The following is a 24,825-nucleotide window of genomic DNA, read 5'->3' on the forward strand; positions in this document are numbered from 1 at the left end:
AATCCCTCCTTCTTAATTACAAATTTTTAGCATCTAATTTAACTTCAATTCCTATTATACAAAATTTTAAGATAACAGTCAAGAACATATCTGCACAAGTTGTAGATATACCATAAATGCTGATAATCAACATGATTACGCTTACCATCAAATAAGTAAGTGTTTCTTGCTTATTAAAATTATCCATAGTACAACGTGAATTCCAGAGAAAAAGAGAAATCGCACCAAGAATAATACTTAAAACAAAAATGACATTTCTTTTTTTACTGTCACGGAACATTTTCTTTTCATTTTGTTTGTCAAAATAAAGAAAATCACGTATCGTCATTTTACTTATTCTTCTTAATAGATTAAGCAAAACCAAAACATAAATAGTTAAAAAATAAATTATCAATAGTCCAATAGAAACGAAATTCAAAGAAATAAAGAGAGTTTTTGGAATACCCAGTAAGTTTACAATTACTAACGACACAAACTGGCTGAATAAAAAGCCAATAGGAATAGCTAATACAAATGCTAAAATTCCCAACAGTATATTTTCAATTACAACTAAGTGGGCAATTTCTTTTTTCTTAATGCCAAGAAGCATATATGTTCCTAATTCTTTACTTCTTTTTTCAAACATAAATTTCGTTGTATAGTTGATCAAAAAGCATATCACAAAAATAATAAGAATATTTACAGCGAACAATGAATTCTTAAATGCATCCATACTGGAACATAACTTTACAATTTCATCAGAATTTGCCACCAAATTAAAAGCAAATATAAGAGAAAAGGATGCAGTAACGGTTATCAGATAAATCAAATAATCTTTAATATTTCTTTTTGTATTTCTATACGCTAACTTACCTAACATTTCCCACTTCACCTCCGAGCAAGGTTAATATATCCAGTATTTCATTGAAGAAATCTTTTCTGCTTTTTTCCCCTCTGAAAATTTCATTGAATATTTTACCGTCTTTCAAGAACAAAATACGTTCACAGAAAGACGCACTAAACGGGTCATGTGTTACCATTAAAATAGTAGCCTGCATTTTCTTGTTGATTTCAGACATTGTTTCCAGTAATAATCTGGAAGCTTTTGAGTCCAAAGCTCCCGTCGGTTCATCAGCTAAAATCAGTTTCGGTTCATTGATTAAGGCTCTAGCACAAGCACAACGCTGTTTTTGTCCGCCAGAAACTTCATAAGGAAATTTCGATAAAATATCACGAATACCCAATTTATCGGCGATAGCATGAACTCTTTTCTCAATATCAGTAGGGTTCTGTTTGTTGATAACCAATGATAAAGAAATGTTTTCTCCAATCGTTAAAGTATCTAAAAGGTTGAAATCTTGAAAAATGAACCCTAAATTTTCACGTCTGAAATCAGCAAAATCTTTATCCTTGATTTTGGTAATATCTTGATTATTGACTGTAATGTGTCCGCTGGTTACAGTATCAATCGTAGAGATACAGTTTAATAGGGTAGTCTTTCCAGAACCACTAGCTCCCATGATTGCGACAAATTCGCCCTTATCTACATACATAGAAATACCGTCTACTGCCTTTGTGATATTTCCAGAGTTACCCCCGTAGTATTTTTTTACTTGCTCTAAATTTAAAATGTGTTCCATTAAAAATCGCTCCTTTCTTCCTGCCACATTTATTTGTTTTGGAATACAATTAAATTATAGCAAGGGCAGTATTCAATTACACTTACAGTTTTGAAAGTAAACAGAGAGTAAAAGAGCCGTGATAATGCAGATCACAATTTTGTGAAGCATTTCCACGACCCTTTTATTATAATTTTGCCTTTGTCTTTTTCGTAATGATATAAATATATTCTTCTGGTGTAGGGCGTTTATTCCCAAAATACTTTTTGAAATTTGCCTGCACCTCTGGGTCGGTGCTATTCATAGCTTCATCAATCGTAGCTTCAATATCCGCCCGAACATCAGCCAATGATACACCGCCAGCTTTTGCACCAGCTTTCAATGCCTTTTTTATATCTCTTTTGTTCAGTCCTATCATATTCATACCTCAATTCTACTTTTTAAAGCTAATAAGTTTTCCATTGTATTTTACAATGATGAATATGATATAAAACACTCCTACAACAATCAAAATAAGACCTATGTAATAGCCTAATTCAGAATGAGAGATTAAATTGATAATCGGCATAACAAGAATACCAATACTAACCAGTAAAGTGCCTATTCCTATTTTTTTTGTAAACACCTTTTTATCTTTAGGGTCAAGTTGTGTATAATGATAACCATGTAATAAAGTAATATTCTCTTTTATACCTATTTGATAAGATGTAAAAAGTAAAAACAATCCTATAACTATTTCAACAATCAATTCCTCTAATTCCATAATCGTTCTCTCCTTTAATCAAAATAAAATAATTCTTCAAATTTTTTATCTAAAGCTATACAAAGCACTAATGCCAATTTTGCTGTTGGATTAAATTGTCCAGTTTCAATAGAACTAACTGTATTCCGAGAAACCCCGACTAGTTCAGCTAATTCTGTTTGTGATAATTTTTTTTCTTTTCGTACAGTTTTTAATCTGTTTCGCAAAATTAAATGTTCGTCCATTCTATAAACCTACCATTAAAAATTTATAAAAGTAATACCCCATAAATAGAAAAAAGAATAAAGCAATAACAAATTTGGATTTATTTTTTGAAATATGTGCTTCATAACCCATAGAGCCAAATGCCACAGACCCAATAATTGTCATTATGTCATAGTAAGGTTCTTTACAAACTGCTTTAATGAAAAGAATTAAAATGCAGATAAATAAAACAAACATTAAGCCAAAAGATTTCCCTTGAAGTTTAATATGTTTTTCGTATTCATCAAGATATAGATTCTCTTTTTTGTTTTGTGATAGTATTTTTTCTTTATCCATTATATAACGCTCCCTTCAAATAATACCAAGTACACTTGTCATTTATATTATAGCATTCGGTCATTACAAGTCAATATTTTTGCACAGTTTTCTTGTCGTTTTGTAAAAGCGTGCAAATCTGATAGGAAATGCACGCTATATCATTTATCCTACAATCTTCCAGTTACTATCCTTATGTAGCACAAGCTCATACTGCGATACCTGCGTCGCTTTTGTCTGATTATCAATGAATTTTACCGCAACCTTGACTTTCACATTGTCGCCGTCCTTTATAAAGATAGGGTTTACCAGTTCAGAATAAAGGTAGTCCCTGCCGATAGGTTCAATCACATTTCCCAATACATAGTAAGCAAGCTCTTTTTCCGTCGCTGTTGGGTACAGCTTAAAGAATGTTTCCAGAAAAGCGGTAGCGTCATTTACCGTATCAGCGTCCACGCTTGCGTCTGCTTCTGGTGTCTTAGGCTCATAGTCTGATTTTTCAACTGCTGGTGCAAGGGTAGGGTTTTGAACGATTACCATATCCCCGTCTGCGTCCACATAGACTTTTACAGTATAGGTTGCTTTCACATTGCTTGTCTGTTCTCCCTCTTTTATCTGCTGATCTACTTCGTAGGTAGCAGAAAAAGTGTCCGCTCCCGATTGCTCGATATGCCATACAATCACATCTGTAACCGTGGAGCTGGTCGGTATATCGGTTCTAATGGTGTCTACATTTAAGTCCTGCAATTCCTTTGTCAGATAACCGCTGATTGCCTGCGTCCTTGCTTCGATAGCTTCTTTGCTGTTATCCCATGTGTAATAGGACTTCGCAAAGTTTTTCACGAAATTTTCTATCCCGTTGGTGTCCTGCAAGCAAAGTTCAATGATTTCTTTTTCATGGGTGGTGTGCTGGTCGATAGCCGTAAAATTCTTATACACCCCAAAGCTCACGCTTGCGACAAGCACCACCCACAACGCAATCACGGTTTTCTTATGTGTGCCTACCTTGACAGTACGCACCTTTTTTTCTTTTGGTTCTTTGATAGTTTCTGTCTGTTTCTTATTCTTCTTAAACATATTTTTCAAGTCCTTTCTATTGTTTTACTCGTCCTGCACCGATTAAGTGCTGTTGCCAGTAACTACTACTTAGGTCTGCATATCCTATCGGGTCGCCTGCGTGGTACATCTGTGTCGGCGAAACAAGAATACCGACGTGTGTTACATACGAACCAGCGTTATAGGTGGAATGGAAAAACACCAAATCGCCTGCTTTTGCCTGCGAGAGTGGCAGATGTTGGGTTGCGTCATACTGTGCTTGTGCTGTTCTCGGTAAGGAGATACCAGCTTTTCCATAGCACCATTGCGTCAATCCCGAACAATCAAAGGAAGTATTCGGGTTACTGCCACCATACACATACTTCCAGCCTTGATATTTCAACGCTTCATTCATTACCTTTTGTGCCAGTTCTCCCGATACCTGCGGAACTGCTAAATACTGATTGACTACTTCCACATAGAACATATTTCCATAGCCATACCGCCAGCCCCCATTCTTAGCAACGGCTATCGGGTTGGTGTAGGTTACTTTCTTTCCACCCGATTTCTCACGGGCGAAGCTCTCTGCAAGATTAAAAGTGTGTTTTTTTCCTTTTCCTGCCACATATCCCACATAGCCACCGCCATAGTTATAAGACTGTATCGCTACATTCAAGTCGTCGATACCTTGATTTTTGCAGGAAGAAAGCAGGGACGCAAAATACTTACACCCCTGCTTGATTGAGCTTTCCGTATCTAAGGAATTAGGCGGTAAACCAAGACTTTCCGAACTCTGCATAACATCTTCTGCCGTACCGCCACTTTCTACTTGAATGATAGCAAGTAACACATTGACATACTCGGAGATACCGTTTTCTCTGGCGTATTTTTCTACCATAGGCTGATGTTTCAAGACTTCTGCGGATAGGTTCATACCCGTAATGCCAGAAGAAAAATTGCTGTTCTCGTCGTCGCTGTCCGCACTAATGAGGACGCCAAAGAAAAGCACCAGAGAAAAGAGGATAGGAAACAGACTGCCAATGATAGCGATATGTTTCAGTTTCATTTTTTCTTCTGTCCTTTCTTCGTTACAAGGTTACGGGTTTTCTCTATGGTCTGCTGGTTCTTCTGGACGCTCTGGGTCTGCTGAACCTTTATCCTGCGGTCTTTGGTGTCATTCTGGCGTGTTTCCTGCGATACCACTTTTTCTACATTCTGCCTATGTACTGTCTGTGTAGGCTGGGGTGCTTTCTTATCAGAAGCACCAGAAGATAACGGACGCTCTTTGATAACATTTGTCTTGACTGGCTCACTTGCTTTCGGAGTTGGAGCTGTGGCTGGGCGTTTGACTTCCTGCATTTTTTCAACACTCGGCTTTGGAATGGTTGAAGCTGTGACTGGTCGCTCATGGGGACGGGTAGCTCCCGTTGTCGCTGATCCGTCAGCCTTTCGCTGTACCTGCCTTGCTTCTTGTGCCTTTTGAAGCTCCATACGTTTGTCAGCGATATTTTTCTTACGCTGTTCCTGCTTTTCCAAGCGTCCCGTCTGTCTGGACTGCTGTTCCTGCACCATGCCACGCTTGAAGTCGGACACGCTGGACTTTGCCTTTTCCTTTGCGGAATACACCGCATAAGCGGTCTGTGTCGGCATATCCTTGATATTCTCTTTGACAGCGTTTGCCTTGTCTTTCACTTTATTTTTCGTATCTAAAACAGCACCGACTTTTGAACCTGCACGCTGTCCCATGCTGGAAGTGGTATTGCCCCGATTTTCTTTAGAAGCCGTATTTTTTCTTTCGGCTCTCTTGCCAGCAACGGCACTTCCAGCCACCGCACCAGCTACACCGCCCGAAATACCGCCAGCACTTACCGCCCTTGCAATACGGTGTTCCATACGCCTAGCCCGATGTCGCATAAACAGATACGGTCTGCGGAATATGCGTCGTCCCATGCTTTGACTGTCGCCAGCATTAAGTGAGAACATACTCATTAAGTCGCCCAGCTTCATGTAGATACCAGCGAAACATACTATCTGCAAGAACGCCACCATAAAGAATGGGTAGTCTGTGGAAATGTTGTAAAACATACTGGAAATACTAAATGCCACCGTTACAATGAGCGTTATTCCTGCCCGTGTCATTATGGTATTAAATACTCTCACGATTGCCTGCTTTGCCATGCTTTCATAGCTCGGTATCATGGAAAGTAAAAAACTGATAGGTAAAAACATTGCAAAGATAATAAAAAGTATCTGGCTGAACAACATCATGCCCGTAAGCAAGAATACAAATATCGTGATACCCAAGTTAAAGAACAAGAGGAAGAACACCATACCCAAACGGTTCACGACCTGCGGTATTGTCAGATTGTTATTGTCGTTGTCCTCGATTTCTGTTTTCACGACTTCCTCTCTGGTTTTCCCGTCCTCGTCCTCTGGACTTGCCGATACGAGAGCTTCTACACGGTCTGTCCCGATTTCTTCTGCGTTGCTGTTCCCGAATTGAAGCAAGAGCCACGGCTGTTCCACTTGAATAGAAAATAGGCTGTCCCGTATCAAGTCCACGCTGTCCTTACCCTCGCTGTCGGAGTTAGGGAGCATGATTTTTGTTCCCAAATCCAAAGAAGCGGTACTGATGTCTGATGAAAATTCATTTATCTTCTTGATATAGTCGGGAGCATAAGCAATAAATGAAGCGGACAGCACGAACACCACCACAAAGTTGATAACAGCGTGAAGTGCTTTGCTGGTTTCCCGTTTTATCAGTCCCGTATAAGCAACGTACATTCCCACCACTAAGATAATGAGAAGCAGGAAACCAACATAGAAGCCCGTAGAAGAAAAGCCGTTCTCGGTAACGCCTGCAAGGGTCTGTATGCTCTTTCCGATACTGTCTGCCATATCATTGATGAAGTCCAGCTTATAGGCTTCCTGCACCACATAGCCCGTTGCATTACTCAAATACAAACTGATAGTCCAGACAAAGTTGGTAATGCAGTACAGCCCGTATTGTACCGATTTTCCGATACCGTCGAGCCAGTTCCACGGAAGCCACGACCAGCTATTATCGACGAAAAAATCAAGCTGGTAGTTGGAAAGGGGATATTTTGAATAAAGATTTTCTGCGTTTATGGTATCGTCTACAAGCCCCGTCGCATGAGCCACCGTCCCCAAAAGTGAAAGCAGGATAAGGGAGAGTGCCACCACGAACAGAGCCATTTTGAGAAAGTGGAAAATCTTCTTTTTTGTGAACACACCTTTTATCCTTTCTTTCATCACTCCACCTCATTTCTCTGTACGGGCGGTCTGGTATCAAAGGCGTGTAGCAGTTCTTCAAAGACTGGGTGTATCTGCACCACACCGACACGCCCGTATAAGTCCTGCAATAAGCATTGTCCGTTCTCCAAATCACGCAAGCGTTTCTGGTTGTTCTCATCGTCCTTGTCGATACCGAAAAACTCTAAGGTCTGCTTTATCTCGTTTATATCCGTGCTTCTAAATGCAAACTTTAAGCCGATATTGTTTTTCAGACTTTCCTTTGACACGTCATAGGCAGACTGGGTAACGAAATAAACGCCTGCCTGCATAGCTCGCCCAGCACGAACCAGCTTATTTGATAAGGTTTCTCCTTGTGCCACATTTAAGAACGCCCACGCTTCGTCTAAATCGACAATCTTAAAAATGCTTCTGTCCGAATGGATAAAATCAAGGGCAAAGGTACTAATCACAATCAGCATAGACACAGACAACAATTCAATGGTCGTGTATTCTTCAAAAGTGGTATCTTTATCTGGCAGTACAAGGTCGGCTACTTGAATGATATTGAGCTGATTATCCAGACTGATAGCATTTTCTACCGTACCGTCTGAAAACAGCAGGTGTGCAAAGTCGTAGTCCGTGAAGCTGTCGATATGGTCTGCGATATTTCTTGATATGGGCGTATCTTCACGGCGTAGCTCGTCTATCACATGGAGCAAGCCCCGACTGTCGCTCTGGGTAACGGAGCGTACTGCCTTACGAAGTACGGGGAATTTTTCGCCGTCCCTTGAAGAAATACCCGTAAGGAATGTTAAGATGTCGATTGCCAGACTTTCAGCGTCTTTTACATTCTTCATAATCACAAACGGGTCAAGAAGCCCTGCATTGTCCTTATCGCTGGTAAGATTTACGATATTGATTTCATGTGCAATCTCTGGGAGCGTTTCTTTCCAGTTACCACGCTCACTTTTAGGGTCTAACAGAAGTGCTTGACCGCCAAACAGCACCGCATAATATACCAGAAGATTGTTACAGAACGATTTCCCACCGCCAAGCGAACCGACAAAAGCAGACGCTAAAGCGTTGGTAACTGTACCTTTTACACCTTGACTGGCAAGGGACGGTTGCAGGTACACATTTCTTCCCGTATCAACAGAATAGCCCATATAGATACCCGTAGTTTCTCCTAACTGCTGTGTCGCACCAAAGCCAAGCCCAGCTAAAAAATCTGATTTTACATACTGCACATAGTCATTGATATATCGCTTGCTGGCTGGTAAAAATTCAGAATGAAGCCCCAGCATATCCCCAGCAGGACGCACCAGCTTTACATTGAGGTCGTCGTAAAAGTCCTTGACTTCATCACAACGGCGTTTCAGCTCGTCAAGATCGGGTGCAGACACCCGTATGACGTAGCTTAACTTATACATACTTTCTTTTGTCTGGTCTAAATCAGTTTCCAGCTCGTCCACGCTGTCTAAAGCGTCCACCACATTTGAGCTGGTTTCACTTCCTGCTTGATAGGCGTGATTATCAAGGTCTTTCAGTTCCTTTTTCTTGTTGCGGACGGTCGTTAATGCTTTCCGATTTTCCACGATTTCTACATTCATGCTCGTATCAACGGGGAATGTGAATTGCTGTTGCTGGAAATAGAAGATTTCAGACGACGGAAAATCAAGCTCTCCTACAATCGCATTGACGGTAAAATAGGACACATAGCTTTCCTTGTCCTCATGTTCCAATCGTAAATACCGCTGGCTTTCCTCAATCACACACCTTGTCGGACGGATAAGGTCGTAGTATTTTATCAGCGTCTCTTTGTTCAATTTTTTCTTTGGTAGCTGGTACTCATAATCTTCATAAGCGATACCGTCCCTGCCGTAAAGATGTTCCATGAGATACCCAAAATCATGGATTTCCAAGCGACGCACCTTAAAGCGACGGGAGATTTTATTTTCCAGTAACTTTTCCATTTTTATGTAACGGTTGATTTCATCATTCGGCATGGAAACAAAATCATTCATCAGCGTGTGGTTCACTTCATGGAGAAATTCTGTGAACGTCAGCCACACCGATTTTTTGATGTTCTTCAGATTGAGCTGTTCTTCCGTAACCATGAGCTTAAAGCCAAGAAAAAAGCGGTAGTCCACTTGATTGTCCCCAATCATAGATACTAACGCTTCGGTCTGTTCGTCTATCTTCTGGCAGGCAACTTCCTTTAATTTTCCAGTTACCAGCTTCTTTGACTGTTCCTGCATACTGCGGATTGAGCTTTCTGTGGCAATCTGCAACGCATGAATTTTACCCTCACGGGACTGTGCGATAAGCTGTCGGAAACTGTCATGCACGATAAATTTCTGCTCTGCGGATAGAAAAGAATAGTTGTATGGTATCAGCTCATAGTAGGCGAACACCTCATTGTCCTTGTTCCAGACAAGGTTATTGTCAATATATTTTATCGGGAACATAGTTCACACTCCTTACTGCCGTGATTGTTTCATTCAATATCTGCTTATGCAGTTTTACGGCTTTTCCTGCATAAGTGATTTTTGGTCGCAGGGCATAGGTTATCTGTGATTTCAAAAAGCTGTACGGCTTCTTTCCGTCAAAGGTTTTCTGCGACATGAACCAAGTGAGAGCAACGGGAATACCAAAGTATTTGAGAAATGCTCCCTCAATCATGGAAAGTGGGGGAATATCCCCAAACAGAATGATGATAAATTCCGTAATCACAAACCATGTAATCTGTGTAAAAGTAACGGGAAAGGGTAAGTTAAAGTCATTGATTGCATACAAGACTTTTTCCACGTTCCAGATACCCGTGTAGCTTTTAATCTTTTTCAAGTTCTTTCAGCTCCTTTCAAAATAGAAAAGGACAGCCATTTTCAGACTGTCCCTTAAAGAGAAATACGCTGTCAGTAGCAACAATGCTTGTCGCTGATCTTCCAGCGTTAATATGGTATCTCGCACATACCTCGGCTTGTTTCAATAAAGCAACCGCCCATATCCAAATCTCGCCCGTAGGCTTCATAGTCAATGTAATTCTGTAAGCTGGGTGGAATGTCCCCAAGTGCCTGCAATTCGTCTATGTAGTAGTAGGCAACATCTGTCATGGTTTCACAGTCGGGATAATAGTAAATATCGTCCTTATGTTCCACGACTTCTTCCAGCGTCCCATAGTGGCTGATAAATTCGTCCAGACACTCTACAATATAGTCGGGAAGTTCCTCTATCATTTCATACATCTCATTGAGTTCTTCAATGGAAACATACTCGCCAATCGCAATGGGAAAGTTGTCGGTATCATGGATAGCGTATTCCTCATACTGTTCATTCAAGCCGATTTTTTCTTTCACATCTTCCTCGTCAATGGGGAACGTGAACCAAGCACCGACTAAATAGCCCTCATTGTATTTGCCAAGATTAGCAATATAAACCGCCATATCATCAATCATAAGCACCACCTCATTTCCTACTCTGGCAGTTCAAAGATACCGTGTTCTGTTACTAAAAATTTCCCGTGTTCCTGCAAGTGAGAAGCGTAGGCTTCAAAGTCAAAGTAGTATTCTTGACAGTCCTCGGATAAATGCTTGAACATCGGGTCGTTCATCAGCTTTTGCCTTGCAACATCTATCATGCTTTTACAGTCGGGATAAACAATAATCACGTTCCTGCAAATATAAAGTGCTTCTAAATTTTCAAACACCGTAAGTAGTGATACATATTCTTCCTGCATATCACTTGAAAGCTGGCGGTACATAAAATCTAATTCGTTGAGCTGGTACACGCTGGTGTGTTCGTGGACTTCATCAGCATAAGGCAACACCTTTTCGATAATACGATAATCCCCACTTTCTGCACCGATACCTAACTTTTCTTCAAACTCGGCAACATCTATCGGCAGGTCGAACCAGTATGATATTGTTTCTTCGCCAGTTGTTCCTCTCGTTTCCACCAGCACCCTTGTTTCCTGCATTGTTCCTCACGTCCTTTCTGTTGCTTCATCACATCTTTTAAGCTCTGGTACGACATACCAAACACATACTTTGAAAAATCTTCTAACTGTTTTATATCATAATTCGTAAGCGGTAATCGCTTCATTTCATGCCACACTTTACGCTTGTAAGAGGGCAGGTTAGAAATATAATCACAGCCGACGTTTGCCTGCATATCCTTAAAAATATCGCTCATTTCATCACTCCAATCTGATTTTAGGTAAGAAAAAAGCAGTCAATCCTAAGACTAACTGCTTTATGTATATGGATATAATTTGATTAAGTTTTAAAACCAGTTTGTTTTTTCATCTCTAAATTGAGGGTTATCGCTGTGTTGATATGGATTATAGTTATTCAGATTGCAACCATATTCTTTTAATGATTTGATTTTGTTATCTTCTGTCCATTCAATTAAGGAAATACCGTCAAATTCTTCAACGCTTCCCGTATTCATTTCATTTTTAAAATACCATTCTACGACAGTTTGATTTTCTTTATGAAAGAACTGTTTAATATCCCAAATAATGACTTTACCACGAGTATTCCATTCATTAAACCAATGTTTTACTGTTTTAAGATTTTCATATTTAGGACACCAGCTTTCCGTATAAACAACATCTTCTGTAAAAATTTTATCTATTCCTAAGTCTTGCTGTTTCAACCACATATCAAACCATAAACGAATAATTTTTTCTCTCTCATTCAAAATAGAACACCTCGATTACTTCTTTTTTCACATTATAGCACCCATACATCAGCCCCACAATAAAATTTTATGCACCGATAATCTTATTGAACAGCTCTAACAGTACATCTTTCACACCGCCAGCATTGAATACCAAGCCGACAGCAATCAAGGCAACTACCAAGAAACCGATAAGTTTTGAAAACTCACGCTTGAACCCTAAGTAGATACCGATAACCACAATCGACATAAGCACTAAGCTCTGTGCGTTGCTTAAAAACCATTGATACAAATTTTGCCCGAAATTCATGTTATTTGTCCTCGCTTTCTTTTAATTTCTTCATTTCATAGTCAGCTCCTTTGCCAACACTTAAAATACACATCAAGGCTACGCCGATACCCGTTCCAACAGATACCAGCAGGAAGTCTTTCAATAATTCCCACATTTTTTCATCACTCCTAACTTTCTACTAAATCTTTTGCAGGGGTCGTCTGCTGTTTGATTATCATTTCATGCTTTTCTGTGAGCTTTGCCTGCTGTTCGATAGTTTTCATGTAGTCTGTTCCGTTTCCCTTATCAATCCTTTTCAGCATTTTCAAGGTCGGTGCTACCTGCCGTTGTACCCACCGCAATGTACGGTCTAAGGTGTAAGGCTCTGGCTTTGTCGTCAGCTTCAAGCTCTGTCTGTTATCGCCGATAAACCACGCCCAGCGGTCATTGAGTTTCCAGTCATTTTTTCGCTTGTCTGCTTCTTCATCAACAAACCGCACATACTGGTTGATGATAGAAAAGGCAGTCTGCTCTGCGTCATAATAGGTCAGCAAATCTCGTACTGCATAATAGGCACGTTCATTTCTAAGCCGTATCTCAAAACGGTTGATAATGTCGGCTTCTTCCAGCGGTGTCCCTAACTTGACGTACTGCTCATAGTCCTTTTCATAGATACAGAAATACACATCTGATTTTAGCGAACCAAGATAAAGGGTGCGTCCCATATATTCTCTGTCGTCCTCTCTATGCTTGATAAGCTCGCCCGACTGATAAAACTTATAACTTCTGGACTTTCCGATATATTCCCGTTTCCTGCATTTTTCCGCAAGCTCTGGAATATCCAAAATACCCGTATGGTCGTTGATAGCAAGGTCGATACGCTTCATCACGCCACCGTCTATGAGTGCGTCCATGAGAAAGTCATACCAACTTCTTTGTTGTGCCAGCAGGTAACTTTCAAACTGTCGGCAACCACGCCCCTTTAACTCTAAAAGGACACCTTTTTCTTCGTCAGCCGACGTATAGATAAAGATGTCCCCTAAAGAATAATGCTCCGTATAACTGTAATGTCCGTAATCTTCATGGAGCATATAATTGATATTCAGTTTTAATATATCTTTGATGATGTGCTGTATATCCAGCGTGGGAAAACGAATTTTCACATAATCAAACAGCATGGTAAGCGGTACTTCTGGATTGAACCTTGCCAGTTCCTTATGCAGAGTTTCCAGAAGTTCCTTTGACGGCTTCATTTTTCCACTTTCTATCTTGTTGAAATATTCCCTTGTGATACCAGAAGCCACCGCCAGCCTGCCTTGTGAGATACCGTAAGCAATCCGTTTCTCCCGTAATTCTTTTATCCGTTGTTCTTCATTCAGAACCATACCCCCAATCTGTAAAGTGTGAAGTTTTTTAAGGCGACTTCACAGCCGATTTTTGCTAGAAAACCATGCCAGAAGCCTTATGTTTCCTATGTTTTTTGTCTATTGTCTATTTGCAAACGTACCCCTCTGTTAGATACCGAGGGGTTTTACCTGCTGGCGTGGCTTACGCCACACCAGCAACGGCTAGTCCGTGCCGTCGCCTTTCGCTTCGCACGTCGCCGTCCCGTCCTGCCTTGCTTGTGCAAGAGAGCTGATAGTCTGTAAAAAATCATGTCCTTTTGGGACTAAAGGCGTGTAAAACTCACTTATGACGCTTGTTCCCACATCACAATAGCCACGCCCCTTGATACGTTTCTGGAAAAACTGCTTTTTCACATCTGAACCAAACAGCATACCGTAACCTAATTCGCTGATACGCCCAAGTCCCACACGGAAATTGAAGTTATCTCTGATACCATCTGAAAAATACTTTGCGTCTGGACGCTGGCAGGCAACAATAAGGAAATAACCTGCTTGTCGCCCTAACATAACGATTTTCTTTAACTGGCTAAGTAAGCTCACGCTTTCTTTTGTCCCCAACATTTCAAAAAACGCCACATATTCATCAAAGATAAGAAAGCAGGGTGGAAGTCCCAGATAGGCGTAGTTTTCGCCCGTCTTATAGTTCGGGTGTTGCTTCATTTCCTCACTTCGCCGTACCATGCCCTCATAAAAGGCATTGACGCAATCAATCATTTCTTCTTTGGTGTGATAGACATTAGGCATGACTGTTCCCAAGTCTGCAAGGTCGCTGTTCTTTGGGTCTAAAATGTAAAGGACAGCGTTGGTATGCAGTAAGGCTTCAATGAGCGTCAGCAGAAAATAAGTTTTACCGCCACCAGTCCCACCAGCAATCAAAGCGTGAGGGAGTGCGTCATATTCCCACACAAGATTTTTCATCAGCCTAAGACAGCCGTTTTCTGCCCATACTTCATCAATGGTAATGCGGTTCGCTATCATGTCATAAAGCAGGGTGTATTCAATATAGCCGTCATGCAGGGTCTTGTCGGTCAGCTCGCAATACAAGCCACTTTCCAATTTATCCTCTAACCGTAAAAGCTGGTCTTGATATTTTCCTAACGTGATTTCACAGCGGATATGGAGCAATCCCTTTTCCATTTGATAATAAATCTTTGGAAACCAGACGATTTTTTCCCTTGATCTGCTTTGCAGGTCAGTAAAAAAACCGCTGTCTTGTACGGTATCGGCTTCATACCACTTATTTTCCAGTATCATTCGTGCCAGCTTTTGACGGTGCAATAGCTTCTTGAAACTGTCGTAACAGAAGCGGTAATACAGAAAAGCGACCAATGCACAAACACCAGTCGCTATCAGCACAATTATGAAGTTGTAAGGGGAAAGCGTCAAGCCGTTTTCTAACAAGCTGAAATGTTCCCAGTCGGTACGCATGAGCTGTTTGATGTTCAGTAGCAGAAGAACCGCCATGAATACAAACAGAAGCGTCCCTATGGAAAAGTGGTAGACAAGGTGCTTGTCGCTGGCTCTGATACGGTGTCCTTTGTTCCAAATCTTACGCATAAATCAATCACTCCTTTCTGGGTATGAAAAAAGCAGTCAATCCTAAGACTAACTGCCTCTACTACAATTTATATTTTATAATTTCACACCGTTTTTAGATATTTTATTACCAAATCATAAGTATAAACCTTTGGTAAATCCGAGTCCCTAACTATCTTCCAAAGGATAGACGCAACTTTTAATTTGTTTTTAAATTGAGTGTTTCTTTCATCAGCACAAAAATCTTTTAAGAATTTATTCCATTCGCAAGTGGAATTATCATATTTTGCATAATCTGATTTACAATAGTAGATGTTCAGCATATCTTGAATTGTAAAAGACGTATCATTCTCTTTTTTTACCTTTCGCCATGCTGTTGCCATATCTGCTGTAAACTTGAAATTATTAACTCCGGTTTGTTGTGAAAAAAATTCTCTAAACTTTGTATTGAATGAAAATCCACAGTCAAGCAAAGGACTATTTAATGTAACTTCTGCTATCAAGTTTGTTCGAGAACGGCTCTTTTTTTTCTTGATTAAGTTACCATTAAAATATTCCTTAATATTTTGATTTAATTCTTGTTTTGTTCCTGTATTATCAATACCAAGCTGTTTACATATTTTTGATAATTCATCACGATACCAGTAATATTTAACAAATTCATCGTATGATTTTATCTCATTAAAAGTAGGACGATTATTATTCATTGTTACCACTCCATAATATTTATTGTGAAGTTATTATAACTCTATAGAGTATCGCTTACAATCAAAATATATTTTATAGATTATTTTTTTTGCTGTCCCTGCGGTGTAGGGTTCTGTGGATTGCCTGTGTTCTGATTGCCTTTATTCTTCAATACAATATCCTCTGCCTTTACATACCAGTCCACATCTGCACCCGTATAGGTTTTTCGTGATACCGTATCGGCTACTGGATTGACAAGCTCCACAACTGCATTATACGGAAATTCCCTTAACGGTACTTCTGGCAGTACAGACACGGGGATAATTCCACCATGCAGACTGCACTTCAAATCATAGATACGCTTTTTAAGCTGGGTACTCGGTGTCCCGTCCTCATTCTGCAAGTACACATCACGCACCGCTGTAAATTTTAATTCTCCAAATGTTTTCTCTTTGTCAATAACAAATCCGTTTGATAATCTCATAAATTCTTAACTCCTTTACTTTTCTTCAACTGTTACAATATCATCAGCAAGCAACACATAATCGGTATGTCCCATATCCCCGATTGCGTAACCTCTGCCGTATAACTTCGGATTGACAAGTTTTACTTTCTGTTCATACTTGAAATGCTTTTCGCCAGCCTGCACGGGAATTTCCACAACAACATTTTCGCCTTTCTGTACGTCAGAATAAAGGTTATAGCTTCGTCTGGCTAAAACCCTGCGGTTATTTTTATCCCTTTCAAAGATAGGCTCGCTTTCTCCTGCAAATTCAAGAGTTCCAAAAGACTGTGCCATATCTGGCACGACATATTTCATTTCCATAGTGTTTTACCTCGTTTCTTTCTATTTTTGATTAGTTAATTGATTGTGATTTCTTATTCTGGCGGTTTGGAAAGTACCAGCAATCCCCCAGATAGTAAAGGGTAAAATAAATGCTTACGCACCCTTGACTATCCGTGTTCTTGCAGGTTGTTGGCAGATAAGCCAGAATAAGCGGAAGTCTGCCGTTTGACAGCTTCGGCGGAGAGCGTGATTTTCCTTTTCTCATACCGTTACCGCCTTATGATTTCTTCATTTTACGGCGTTTGTAGAAGAAGATACCTGCCAGTCCAGAACCAGAAGTCAAAAGAAGTGCAAGCAGTCCGTAAAGGTTGGTGTTATCTCCCGTTTTGGGACTGTCCGTAGGTCTGCTAGGCTTTTCTGGCGTTTGCGGTGTTTCGGGTTTCTCTGGTTCTTCTGGTTTTTCCTTAAAAGTAATCGTCTGTCCCTCGTCTGTGGTGTCCTTATGCTCGGTAACTTTCTTCGGCTCGTCTGGATTGCTTAAATCGTACAATTCTTCAAAAGTTACAAGCTGTTTGCCGTCAAGAGTAGAAGCGTCAAAGGTAAAGGCAACTTCCACTTTCATAGTTTCGCTGTCAGCGACAAAAGTATAGTCATTTTCTACACGCTTTCCATTGATAAGAAGTTCTGCATTTTCTTCTTTCAACATTTGCCAACCTTTAAGCTGATATTTTGTGCCAATTTCTAAGCCCTCTAAGGTTACGGTATCAATGATTGTTACCTCTTTTCCTGCTTTAAGCTCTTTGTTGCCGTCCTTATCGGTAGCAGTTGTATGTATCTTGATGATACGCTCTGTGATAAGTACCGTCTGCCCGTCGTCCTCAATGTCTTTGTGTTCCGCAACTTTTACGGGTTCGTCTGGATTGCTTAAATCATACAATTCTTCAAAGGTAACAAGGTTCTTGCCACCTAAAGCAGACGCATTGAATGTATAGGCAATTTCCACTTTCATAGCTTCATCATCAGCGACAAAAGTATAGTCATTTTCTACACGCTTTCCGTCAATGACAAGTTCAGCGTTTTCTTCCTTTAACATCTGCCAGCCTTTCAACTGATACTTTGTGCCTTTTGTAAGTCCGTCTAATTTGACAGTATCTACAATCGTGATTTCTTTTCCCGCAAGGATTGTCTTTTCGCCGTCCTTGCTGGTCGCTGTGGTATGGATTGAGATTTCTCTTTCGTATTCATCAGTCAGCGTTCCCAAATCAATCACACGGTTATTTCTTGATACTACGATTTCAAAAGGTGGGATAAGTTCAAAGCCTTTGTTGCTTTCACATTTTAATTCTTCAATGATGTAAGTATCATAAGGTAATGCACCCTTGCTGTCGTCTGGTTCAGAAGTCCCAAACCACACACCGTCCTCGCTGGTCTTTCCTGCGTTGGTATTGTGCTTATGACTAGCCCAGTCAGCAGAAGTGGAGAACTGCCCGTTATCATCAGTTACCACAACATGACTTTCGCCCGTCGTCTTGCTTGTGATCCTAAAAGGAACATCAGCAAGACGCTTGTGTGTGCCTGCACCGATTTTTACGCCCTCAATATCGCCACGCTTAATCTGATTGTAGATAGAGTTTGCTTTGTCGGTTAAATCTACGATTTTTCCATTCTCTGTGATTGCAAAGTCAATCGGCTTCATACCGTCTGTCAAATATCCGTCGGGAGCTTCACTTTCAACGATACGGAATTTTCCATAAGGTAAAAGGTCAGCGGAAGTAGAAGCAATACCCTCAATATCCGTATAGATTGTTTTTACCACTTCGTTTTTCTTATAGAGCTTGCCCTCAATCAATACAGAATTATCATTTAAAGAAATGATGTCAAAAGCAGTATCTTTCAATGTTGCACTTCCTTGTGGTTTGGTATCGCCGGTTTCTAAATCTCGTTTCTGAATTTTGACACCGCCACGAATGACTTTATCTGATACGGAAAACTGGTTACTTCCAGATAATACGGCAAGGTCGCCGTCCTCGGTAATCTGTGTTACATATAAGCCCTTAATCTGTTCGGACTTGTCGCCAGCCTGCATATATGCACCGTCTAGCAAGTAGCCGTTTGGGGCTTTTGTTTCCTCAACGGTTAGCGTTCCAAGTGGAAGAACCGCTTTTCCGTCCTGCATATAGAAGCTGTCGCCAGCTACCTTATAAGCGTCCGCTAATTTTGTGATGTAGTGGGTTGTCCCGTCGCTGTCTGTTTCAGCGATTGTCTTTGTAACCCATGTACGAGTAGCTTCGGCAGGAAGATTGTCTTTATTATAGAAGCCTGCATAATACTTCCATGTAAATTCCGCACCTGCTAAAGAAGCGTTCCCCTGCGGATTGTTTTTCTGTGTTTCCATATCAATCTTGAAAAGCTCAATCAATGTGTTCGTTACCTTTGGTGTATCAGATACATTCAAGGTCGCTGTCTTTCCAGCTTCAACCTTTAAGGAATATACAGTTTTATCCACTTTATATCCTGCTGGTGCAGATAATTCCTTGATATAGACTGTGCCAGCCGTTACCTCTACAACGTCCGTATTTCCGTTTTCATCAGTCGTAAGGGTGGCAAGCTGTTTCGTGCAATCCTTATCAGCAAAGACACCATATGTTGCACCAGCGATAGAGTAATTTCCGTTACCGTCTGTAATGCTGGTATTACTGGAAATCTTTTGCAGTTTCGCATTTCCGACATTGAGTTTAGCCCAGAATTGTCCCAATTCCTGCCCCTCGCCAGAGTAGATATAACCGCCACATTCATAGCGTCCTTTATTTTCTTTGACAAAGGCTTTTGCACCAGCGAAAACTTCGTCCTGCGTTGCCTTTGGAATTTCATCATAAGAAGCTCGCACGTTATCACATTGCCAGCCTAGATGTACGCTCAATCTCTGCCAGACTACAAGCTGTCTTAAAAGGTAAGCGTGATTGTTGCTTATTCCGCTATGGCTGTCTGTGTACTGTTTCACATATTCGATAGATAAGGCAACATCGCTTATTTGGTCGGTACTCATACGGGTGCTTGCGTCAGCTCTGGTTTTATAACCGTTTTTGAATGCTGTATTGATGTCAATACAATAAGCGTCCTTGCCCTCAACGGTCAAATGTCCCTCATTAAAGGTTTCAGTAATAGAGCCATCATTATTAACACGTTCTACGATACCGACACGTTCGACAGACTCCGTCCAATACTGTGTTTCCGACGCATGAACGGGTGTACTCGGTAAAGCAGTAACGACAGTCGCAAGAGCAAGTACGCCAGTACATAATCGTTTTAATATTTCTTTCATAAGTCTAAATGTTCCTTTCATTTTGGGTAATAAAATAGCCGTCCAATAAGAACGGCTGGAAATAGAAAAGGAACGTCATTTTAGGCGTTCCATAGTCTATGAGTTATTCAATTTTTTCTTGTTTCAATACTGATGTGCTGTACCATATCTTTGCATATCTAGGAAAACTTGCGTATCAAGGCTCATTCAATGGTAGTAAATAAGTAGTAAATTGATGTGTTTGTTTCCTTGAAAATGCTGATAGATACTGTGTTTTAGCGGATAATCAGATTTTTAATGCGTTTTTATTATAAACACTTGCAAAATACCCGGACAGGGTATATAGTGTAGAAGAAAACAAGATACCCCATTAGGGTATATGAAATAGAAAATCCAGAACTACAGAAAGGAAGACATACGATGGAACAGTACAATGTAACCGGCATGAGCTGCGCCGCCTGCCAGACCCGTGTCGAAAAAGCCGTGTCAAAGGTACCCGGTGTCACATCCTGCGCAGTCAGCCTTCTGACAAATTCCATGGGCGTGGAGGGAACGGCCTCCCCGGCAGAGATTATTGCCGCCGTGGAAAATGCAGGCTACGGTGCGTCGAAAAAAGGCGAGAAGGGAAGCACATCACAGTCGGCTTCCACAGCAGAATACGAAGAGATGCTGAAAGACAAGGAAACACCGGTCATGAAACGCCGTCTGTTGAGCTCCGTTCTTCTTTTGATTCCGCTCATGTATTTCTCCATGGGCCATATGATGTGGGGATGGCCGCTGCCGAAATTCTTTGAAGGAAATCACATCGCAATGGGACTGGTACAGCTCCTGCTTACCATTGCGGTCATGGTCATCAACCAGAAATTCTTTATCAGCGGTTTCAAGAGTCTCTGGCATAAAGCACCGAACATGGACACGCTGGTAGCGCTTGGTTCTACCGCATCGTTTGTATACAGCGTCTACGCCCTGTTTGCCATGACGGGAGCGCAGGTACAGGGGGACATGGATGCAGTCATGAGCTATATGCATGAATTTTACTTCGAGTCCGCAGCCATGATTCTGACCCTGATTACCGTCGGAAAAATGCTGGAGTCGATTTCCAAAGGAAAAACGACCGATGCGTTAAAGAGTCTGATGAAGCTGGCTCCGAAGACCGCCGTTCTCTTAAGAGACGGAAAAGAAGTGGAAGTCGGCATTGATCAGGTGAAAAAGGGCGATCATTTCATCGTCCGCCCGGGCGAAAATATTCCGGTGGACGGCGTTGTCCTGGAGGGAACGAGTGCCGTCAACGAATCCGCGCTGACTGGCGAGAGTATTCCGGTGGATAAAGAGGCCGGCGACCGCGTATCGGCGGCGACCTTAAACCAGTCCGGTTTCCTGACCTGTGAGGCGACGAGAGTCGGAGAAGACACAACACTCTCCCAGATCATTCAGATGGTCAGCGATGCGGCAGCGACAAAAGCGCCGATCGCCAAAGTGGCCGATAAAGTTTCCGGTATTTTTGTGCCGGCCGTTATCTGCATTGCACTTGCTACGATTGTGATCTGGCTGTTTGCAGGAGAGAGCGTCAGCTTTGCTCTTGCAAGAGGTATTTCCGTTCTCGTTATCAGCTGCCCGTGTGCGCTCGGCCTTGCAACACCGGTTGCGATCATGGTCGGAAACGGAATGGGAGCAAAACACGGAACGATGTTCAAAACCGCAGTTTCTCTCGAGGAGACAGGAAAAACACAGATCGTTGCACTCGATAAGACTGGAACCATCACAAGCGGAGAGCCGCAGGTAACCGATCTTGTCCCGGCGGACGGTGTAAGTGAGGAGGAGCTTTTAAAAGGTGCCTTTGCACTGGAGCAGAAAAGTGAGCATCCGCTGGCCCGTGCGATTCTTGCACTTGCAGAGGAAAAAGGCCTGGCCCGCGAAGAAGTCAGTGATTTCTCTGCGCTTCCTGGAAACGGCCTTGTGGCAAAACGGAACGGAAAAGAGCTCTGCGGAGGCAACCGCGCACTGATTACGAAAAAAGCGGTTCTCTCGAAACAGATGGAAGAGCAGGCAGCAAAACTTTCCGAAGAAGGAAAGACACCGCTGTTCTTCAGTGAAGACGGAAAGATGCTCGGTATGATCGCGGTTGCGGATGTCATCAAAGAGGACAGCCCGCGTGCGGTGAAAGAGCTGCAGAATATGGGAATCCGTGTCGTGATGCTGACCGGAGACAATGAGCGCACCGCGCGTGCCATCGGCGCTGAGGCAGGTGTGGACGAAGTCATCGCAGGCGTTCTGCCGGATGGAAAAGAAGCGGTCATCAGCCGCCTGAAAGAAAAAGGAAAAGTAGCGATGGTAGGAGACGGCATCAACGATGCACCGGCTCTGACCAGTGCGGATATCGGTATTGCCATCGGAGCAGGAACCGATATCGCGATCGATGCGGCAGACGTTGTCCTGATGAAGAGCCGCCTCTCCGATGTACCGGCAGCGATCCGCTTAAGCCGTGCGACCCTCAGGAACATTCACGAGAATTTGTTCTGGGCCTTCATTTACAATATCATCGGTATTCCGCTGGCTGCGGGCGTATGGATCCCGCTGTTCGGCTGGAAGCTGAACCCGATGTTCGGTGCGGCGGCGATGAGCCTTTCGAGCTTCTGCGTTGTGACAAACGCCCTGCGTCTGAATCTGTTTCGGATGCACGACGCGTCAAAAGATAAAAGAATCAAAAACGAAATTCTAAAGGAGGATCTGAACATGACAACAGAACAGGGAATGGTAAAAACCATGACAATCGAGGGCATGATGTGCGGCCACTGCGAGGCAAGAGTGAAGAAAACACTTGAGGCAATCGAGGGTGTTGCATCCGCAGAAGTAAGCCATGAAAAAGGAACAGCCGTTGTAACACTGACAGCTCCTGTATCAGACGATGTGCTGAAAACAGCCGTAGAGGCACAGGATTACACCGTAAAAGGAATCCAGTAAAACAGGAAACGTTGAGAAAAGGGAAACGCGCCTGGAATGAAAATTTCCGGGCGCGTTTCTTTTTTTTACCAGATATAGCAAAAATATTGCAATTTGTTCGGAATTTTCGTGACAAAAGGACAAAAATCCGTTAGGATAGAGAAAAAGAAGAGCAAAAACAAAAGGGTTTTTAGGATCAGGAGGTTTTTACATTATGACAGAGTACAGACTTGCAAAGCCGGAAGAGTGGGAGGACTGCATCGAACTTGCAAACTACGTGTTCAGCACGGCACACCGTCCGCACGACTTTGAGCAGTTAATTCCAAGGGTTTATCAGGCAGGACCGGAAATGGCACGGATCCACCGCGTCGCTGTTGCGGAAAACGGCAGACTCCGGGCCGAGATTGCGGTGCTTCCGCAGCAAATGGCAGCAGGGGGTAAGCTGCTCCGCGCAGGATATGTGGGAAGCGTTTCCGTGCATCCAAAGGCAAGGGGCGAAGGCCACATGAAGCGTCTTCTTGGCGACTGGATTACGGATCTGGAAGGAACGTGTGATCTTCTGGCACTGGACGGCCAGAGACAGCGGTATGCCTACTTTGGCTTTACGCCGGGAAGTGAAAAATACACGTTTTACCTGGATGTGGCAAATGTGCGCCATACCTGGAAAAACGGGGAACTCTCCGCTTACACCTTTGCGCCGCTGTTTCCGGAAAACGGCGAAGCGGACGAAGAGGCGGCAGCCTTTGCAAAGAAGCTGAATGAGGAAAAACCGCTTTACGTGGTAAGAGAGGATGTGAAAGCCTGCCTGAAAACGTTCGGCGAGCAGGCAATTGCAATCTGGAAAAACGGTGAGCGGATCGGATATCTGGCACTTTGCGGCGGAAACCAGGTTGTGGAAGCAGAAGTGTTGGAGGAACAGGATTTCGTTCCTGCACTTGCCGCTTATTTAAAAGAAAATGCGCTTGACTCTCTTTTCATTTCCATTCCGGTGTATGAGACCGGAAAAGCAGCAGCGTTATCGGAAGTCTGCGAAAGCTTCACAAAAGAGCGCTGCGGTTCCGCGATGTACCGTATTTTCCAATTTGCAGACGTCATCGAGGCAATGCTGACCATGAAAGCAGAGACGATGGGCATCAGCGATGGAACGTGGTCTGCCGTACTGGAGGGACAGCCGCTGACCGTGACGGTAAAAGATGGAACTGTGACCGTGACACGGGAAGCCCATCCGGGGGCAGATGTACTCAACCGGGAGCAGGCGCAGGAACTGCTTCTTTCACCGCTGGCAAGTAAGGGAAGCAAGGTTCCATCTGAAATCTGGAAGAACATTCCATCCGACTGGTTCCCGCTTCCGCTGTACTGTGCGACGGCAGACGAATTTTAGGCAATGACTGTTGGGAGGCAGAGAAATATGAACGAGACAGCGAAACGAGACAGAAGAGACGAAAAAGAAGAAATCCGGTACCATGTGATTTTCTACGGCCAGGTGCAGGGCGTGGGGTTCCGTTACCGGGCGTATTATGCTGCCTACCAGCTCGGGCTGACAGGCTGGGTGAGAAACTGCTGGGATGAGACGGTGGAGATGGAGGTGCAGGGTGATGAGGAGACGATCACGGAGATGATCAAAAGGATCCGCACCTCCAGCTACATCGAAATCACGGATGCAAAATGGACGAAGATTCCGCTGGAATCGGAATTCGGTTTTCATATCCGTTGATCAGGGCTGTTTTTTCTCTTTTTCCGGAATTTCGACGAGAATGATATCGTTGCCGATCTGGCAGATGCGGTCCCATGGGATCACAAAATCCTCGCCGTGGCAGAAAAAGCCGCAGAATTTCACAGGACCCGGAAGAACGAGTCCGGTAAGATGTCCCGTTTTTGGATTGAATTCCACATCAATCGGACAGCCGAGCGTTTTGCAGGTGCAGATATTGATAACTTCTTTCTGGCGGAGATCTACAACGCGCATGCGGTGCTCCTTTTTACTGATTCCTATGGAAAAACATATGCGAAAATGTTGCTGCAGTTGACTTGAATTTCACGGAAAAAT

The 24,825-nt window shown here is 42.6% G+C and carries 27 protein-coding genes; 3 read left to right on the top strand and 24 right to left on the bottom strand.

Annotated features, from left to right (window positions below; all coding sequences use genetic code 11):
• Positions 1-16: 16 nt before the first annotated feature.
• The 23 genes from DXB83_RS01290 to DXB83_RS01410 all read right to left on the bottom strand — a co-directional run bounded on the left by DXB83_RS01290 (position 17) and on the right by DXB83_RS01410 (position 19,859).
• Positions 17-859 carry an FtsX-like permease family protein gene (locus tag DXB83_RS01290; protein ID WP_003060411.1) on the bottom strand — a complete coding sequence of 281 codons (843 nt, stop codon included), beginning with the start codon at positions 857-859 and terminating at the stop codon, positions 17-19.
• Complete coding sequence (locus DXB83_RS01295) at positions 849-1,619, bottom strand: ABC transporter ATP-binding protein (RefSeq protein WP_003061398.1); 771 nt, start codon at positions 1,617-1,619, stop codon at positions 849-851. The genes DXB83_RS01290 and DXB83_RS01295 overlap by 11 nt, the downstream gene beginning before the upstream one ends.
• A gap of 166 nt (positions 1,620-1,785) precedes the next feature.
• Complete coding sequence (locus DXB83_RS01305) at positions 1,786-2,016, bottom strand: hypothetical protein (protein ID WP_003060191.1); 231 nt, start codon at positions 2,014-2,016, stop codon at positions 1,786-1,788.
• A gap of 15 nt (positions 2,017-2,031) precedes the next feature.
• Complete coding sequence (locus tag DXB83_RS01310) at positions 2,032-2,361, bottom strand: DUF3784 domain-containing protein (RefSeq protein WP_003061243.1); 330 nt, start codon at positions 2,359-2,361, stop codon at positions 2,032-2,034.
• 14 nt (positions 2,362-2,375) lie between these two features.
• The gene (locus DXB83_RS01315) at positions 2,376-2,585 is read right to left on the bottom strand and encodes a helix-turn-helix transcriptional regulator (RefSeq protein ID WP_007286202.1); all 210 of its coding nucleotides are present in this window, start codon (positions 2,583-2,585) and stop codon (positions 2,376-2,378) included.
• A gap of 1 nt (position 2,586) precedes the next feature.
• Entirely contained in the window at positions 2,587-2,901 is a 315-nt protein-coding gene (locus DXB83_RS01320; protein ID WP_003061887.1) for a DUF6442 family protein, read from the bottom strand.
• A 144-nt stretch (positions 2,902-3,045) separates the two neighbouring features.
• A complete protein-coding gene (locus DXB83_RS01325) occupies positions 3,046-3,957 on the bottom strand; it encodes a conjugal transfer protein (protein ID WP_003062215.1) in 912 nt (303 codons plus the stop codon).
• Between the two features lie 16 nt (positions 3,958-3,973).
• Positions 3,974-4,981: a bifunctional lytic transglycosylase/C40 family peptidase gene (locus DXB83_RS01330; RefSeq protein ID WP_003059774.1), complete on the bottom strand. Its 1,008-nt coding sequence runs from the start codon at positions 4,979-4,981 to the stop codon at positions 3,974-3,976.
• Complete coding sequence (locus DXB83_RS01335; RefSeq protein WP_003060083.1) at positions 4,978-7,188, bottom strand: CD3337/EF1877 family mobilome membrane protein; 2,211 nt, start codon at positions 7,186-7,188, stop codon at positions 4,978-4,980. Before DXB83_RS01335 ends, DXB83_RS01330 begins: the two co-directional genes overlap by 4 nt.
• Entirely contained in the window at positions 7,188-9,638 is a 2,451-nt protein-coding gene (locus DXB83_RS01340; RefSeq protein ID WP_003060327.1) for an ATP-binding protein, read from the bottom strand. Before DXB83_RS01340 ends, DXB83_RS01335 begins: the two co-directional genes overlap by 1 nt.
• On the bottom strand, positions 9,616-10,014 hold the full coding sequence (locus DXB83_RS01345; RefSeq protein ID WP_003061368.1) for a conjugal transfer protein: 399 nt from the start codon (positions 10,012-10,014) through the stop codon (positions 9,616-9,618). Before DXB83_RS01345 ends, DXB83_RS01340 begins: the two co-directional genes overlap by 23 nt.
• A 107-nt stretch (positions 10,015-10,121) precedes the next feature.
• A complete protein-coding gene (locus tag DXB83_RS01350) occupies positions 10,122-10,625 on the bottom strand; it encodes an antirestriction protein ArdA (protein ID WP_002323345.1) in 504 nt (167 codons plus the stop codon).
• 17 nt (positions 10,626-10,642) lie between these two features.
• Complete coding sequence (locus tag DXB83_RS01355; RefSeq protein WP_003062492.1) at positions 10,643-11,146, bottom strand: antirestriction protein ArdA; 504 nt, start codon at positions 11,144-11,146, stop codon at positions 10,643-10,645.
• Positions 11,065-11,361, bottom strand: coding sequence for a hypothetical protein (locus tag DXB83_RS01360; protein ID WP_008687105.1), 297 nt, complete (start codon positions 11,359-11,361; stop codon positions 11,065-11,067). The genes DXB83_RS01355 and DXB83_RS01360 overlap by 82 nt, the downstream gene beginning before the upstream one ends.
• Before the next feature lie 90 nt (positions 11,362-11,451).
• The gene (locus DXB83_RS01365) at positions 11,452-11,871 is read right to left on the bottom strand and encodes a nuclear transport factor 2 family protein (protein ID WP_003060053.1); all 420 of its coding nucleotides are present in this window, start codon (positions 11,869-11,871) and stop codon (positions 11,452-11,454) included.
• Between the two features lie 67 nt (positions 11,872-11,938).
• A complete protein-coding gene (locus tag DXB83_RS01370) occupies positions 11,939-12,160 on the bottom strand; it encodes a hypothetical protein (protein ID WP_003060793.1) in 222 nt (73 codons plus the stop codon).
• A 1-nt stretch (position 12,161) separates the two neighbouring features.
• Positions 12,162-12,296 carry a DUF3789 domain-containing protein gene (locus DXB83_RS01375; protein ID WP_003061156.1) on the bottom strand — a complete coding sequence of 45 codons (135 nt, stop codon included), beginning with the start codon at positions 12,294-12,296 and terminating at the stop codon, positions 12,162-12,164.
• A 13-nt stretch (positions 12,297-12,309) separates the two neighbouring features.
• Positions 12,310-13,506 carry a MobT family relaxase gene (gene mobT, locus DXB83_RS01380; RefSeq protein ID WP_003062030.1) on the bottom strand — a complete coding sequence of 399 codons (1,197 nt, stop codon included), beginning with the start codon at positions 13,504-13,506 and terminating at the stop codon, positions 12,310-12,312.
• A 183-nt stretch (positions 13,507-13,689) separates the two neighbouring features.
• Positions 13,690-15,084 (bottom strand): FtsK/SpoIIIE domain-containing protein, encoded by a 1,395-nt coding sequence (locus DXB83_RS01385; RefSeq protein WP_118697193.1) that lies wholly within the window; start codon positions 15,082-15,084, stop codon positions 13,690-13,692.
• Positions 15,085-15,167: 83 nt separating this feature from the next.
• Positions 15,168-15,770, bottom strand: a complete 603-nt coding sequence (locus tag DXB83_RS01390) for an SAP domain-containing protein (RefSeq protein WP_077729449.1) — start codon at positions 15,768-15,770, stop codon at positions 15,168-15,170.
• Positions 15,771-15,850: 80 nt separating this feature from the next.
• Positions 15,851-16,234 (bottom strand): YdcP family protein, encoded by a 384-nt coding sequence (locus DXB83_RS01395; RefSeq protein ID WP_118697194.1) that lies wholly within the window; start codon positions 16,232-16,234, stop codon positions 15,851-15,853.
• A 15-nt stretch (positions 16,235-16,249) separates the two neighbouring features.
• Positions 16,250-16,576 carry a YdcP family protein gene (locus DXB83_RS01400; protein WP_118697195.1) on the bottom strand — a complete coding sequence of 109 codons (327 nt, stop codon included), beginning with the start codon at positions 16,574-16,576 and terminating at the stop codon, positions 16,250-16,252.
• Between the two features lie 238 nt (positions 16,577-16,814).
• Complete coding sequence (locus tag DXB83_RS01410; RefSeq protein ID WP_118697197.1) at positions 16,815-19,859, bottom strand: SrtB-anchored collagen-binding adhesin; 3,045 nt, start codon at positions 19,857-19,859, stop codon at positions 16,815-16,817.
• 399 nt (positions 19,860-20,258) lie between these two features.
• Here DXB83_RS01410 and DXB83_RS01415 point away from each other — a divergent pair, with 399 nt between their 5' ends.
• The 3 genes from DXB83_RS01415 to DXB83_RS01425 all read left to right on the top strand — a co-directional run bounded on the left by DXB83_RS01415 (position 20,259) and on the right by DXB83_RS01425 (position 24,492).
• On the top strand, positions 20,259-22,799 hold the full coding sequence (locus tag DXB83_RS01415; protein ID WP_117509121.1) for a heavy metal translocating P-type ATPase: 2,541 nt from the start codon (positions 20,259-20,261) through the stop codon (positions 22,797-22,799).
• A 193-nt stretch (positions 22,800-22,992) separates the two neighbouring features.
• The gene (locus DXB83_RS01420) at positions 22,993-24,159 is read left to right on the top strand and encodes a GNAT family N-acetyltransferase (protein WP_117509120.1); all 1,167 of its coding nucleotides are present in this window, start codon (positions 22,993-22,995) and stop codon (positions 24,157-24,159) included.
• Positions 24,160-24,186: 27 nt separating this feature from the next.
• Complete coding sequence (locus DXB83_RS01425) at positions 24,187-24,492, top strand: acylphosphatase (RefSeq protein ID WP_022462510.1); 306 nt, start codon at positions 24,187-24,189, stop codon at positions 24,490-24,492.
• Here DXB83_RS01425 and DXB83_RS01430 read toward each other — a convergent pair whose 3' ends face one another.
• The gene (locus tag DXB83_RS01430; protein WP_022462511.1) at positions 24,493-24,744 is read right to left on the bottom strand and encodes a YlmC/YmxH family sporulation protein; all 252 of its coding nucleotides are present in this window, start codon (positions 24,742-24,744) and stop codon (positions 24,493-24,495) included.
• Positions 24,745-24,825: the final 81 nt, after the last annotated feature.

The sequence above is a fragment of the Blautia sp. OM06-15AC genome (assembly GCF_003481425.1).
GTDB classification, from domain to species: Bacteria; Bacillota; Clostridia; order Lachnospirales; family Lachnospiraceae; genus Fusicatenibacter; species Fusicatenibacter saccharivorans.